The sequence below is a fragment of the Peribacillus sp. CSMR9 genome, from assembly GCF_033141925.1.
Classification (GTDB): Bacteria; Bacillota; Bacilli; order Bacillales; family DSM-1321; genus Peribacillus; species Peribacillus simplex_A.
Genome location: NZ_JAOPHO010000209.1, coordinates 1 through 944, shown reverse-complemented (window position 1 = coordinate 944; position 944 = coordinate 1). Strand labels below are relative to the sequence as shown.

At 34.7% G+C, this 944-nt stretch carries 1 protein-coding gene; it reads right to left on the bottom strand.

Features of this window, described 5'->3' with window-relative positions; translation table 11 throughout:
- Nucleotides 1-281 precede the first annotated feature (281 nt).
- Nucleotides 282-752 carry a hypothetical protein gene (locus N9I19_RS24935; RefSeq protein WP_317779362.1) on the bottom strand — a complete coding sequence of 157 codons (471 nt, stop codon included), beginning with the start codon at nt 750-752 and terminating at the stop codon, nt 282-284.
- Nucleotides 753-944: the final 192 nt, after the last annotated feature.

Genomic DNA, 944 nt, shown 5'->3' with positions numbered 1-944 from the left:
GCGAATGGCTAGTTCTTACTCGACGGGAATCCCACCCGCTATATGATACGACCTAGGCTCGGCCGCACAAGCACCCGTTAGTTTAAGTAGGTTTCTTCACAAACTTTTTAGTATTCCAGTTAATACAGGAATGCTGCCCCGTTTCAAGATAAGAAAAGGCTATGTTAAAGTTCTTGGTTGATTTTGATTAATCATAATCGTTTATGGTATCAAACAACGCATTCTAAGGTGAAAAACTAAAGCATTATCCCCTTTTGTTCAAAAAGAAGGGATTTTTACTATCACTGAATTAAGATATTCCCTACATATTGGGCAGTACCTCTTGAACTTGTGAATACAACTTCTAAAACATACCCCCCTTTGTTATTGGGGATTTGAAATTCCCTATTTTCATGCAATTCGAGTTCAATTCGTTGTTCATCTTTAAGTAGGGCAACTGTTATTTTTGGGTCTGTCCAAATATCTCCACCATTTCTTACGTTCTCTTGAAAATCTAAGGAAACTTTTTCGTTAGCAGTAACCTTCATTTTTTCTTGTGATAATCCGAATTCTTGAATATCATCTATTTTTTGATCTACATCTCCACTTGATGAACTCCAACTGACATTTCCTTCTGCTAATTGCACAGATGTAGCAAGGTCTTCTGAATATAAATGAGCAGTTGGAACACCAACATCATAATCTTCTCCTATACATCCTGTTAATATAAAAATTAAAAACATTCCTATAAATAATCTAAAAAAGCCTTTCATTTCATACCCCCTATTTTTCACCCTTTCTAATTTCAATCCAATTATACATCAATAATCCATATTATCCCATTTTCGCTGTTTATCATTTTTTTACTTAATCAACTAAACTGCCCCTTTAGCATTCCTGTAGATCGTTAAATATCAGGTTTGAAAAAAATAGAGCCCCTCAGTAAGATATGAGTATAGAGTCCA

Bases quoted from the DNA above. Each gene is read 5' to 3' on its own strand.
- N9I19_RS24935 (WP_317779362.1), bottom strand. From the start codon at position 752: ATGAAAGGCTTTTTTAGATTATTTATAGGAATGTTTTTAATTTTTATA.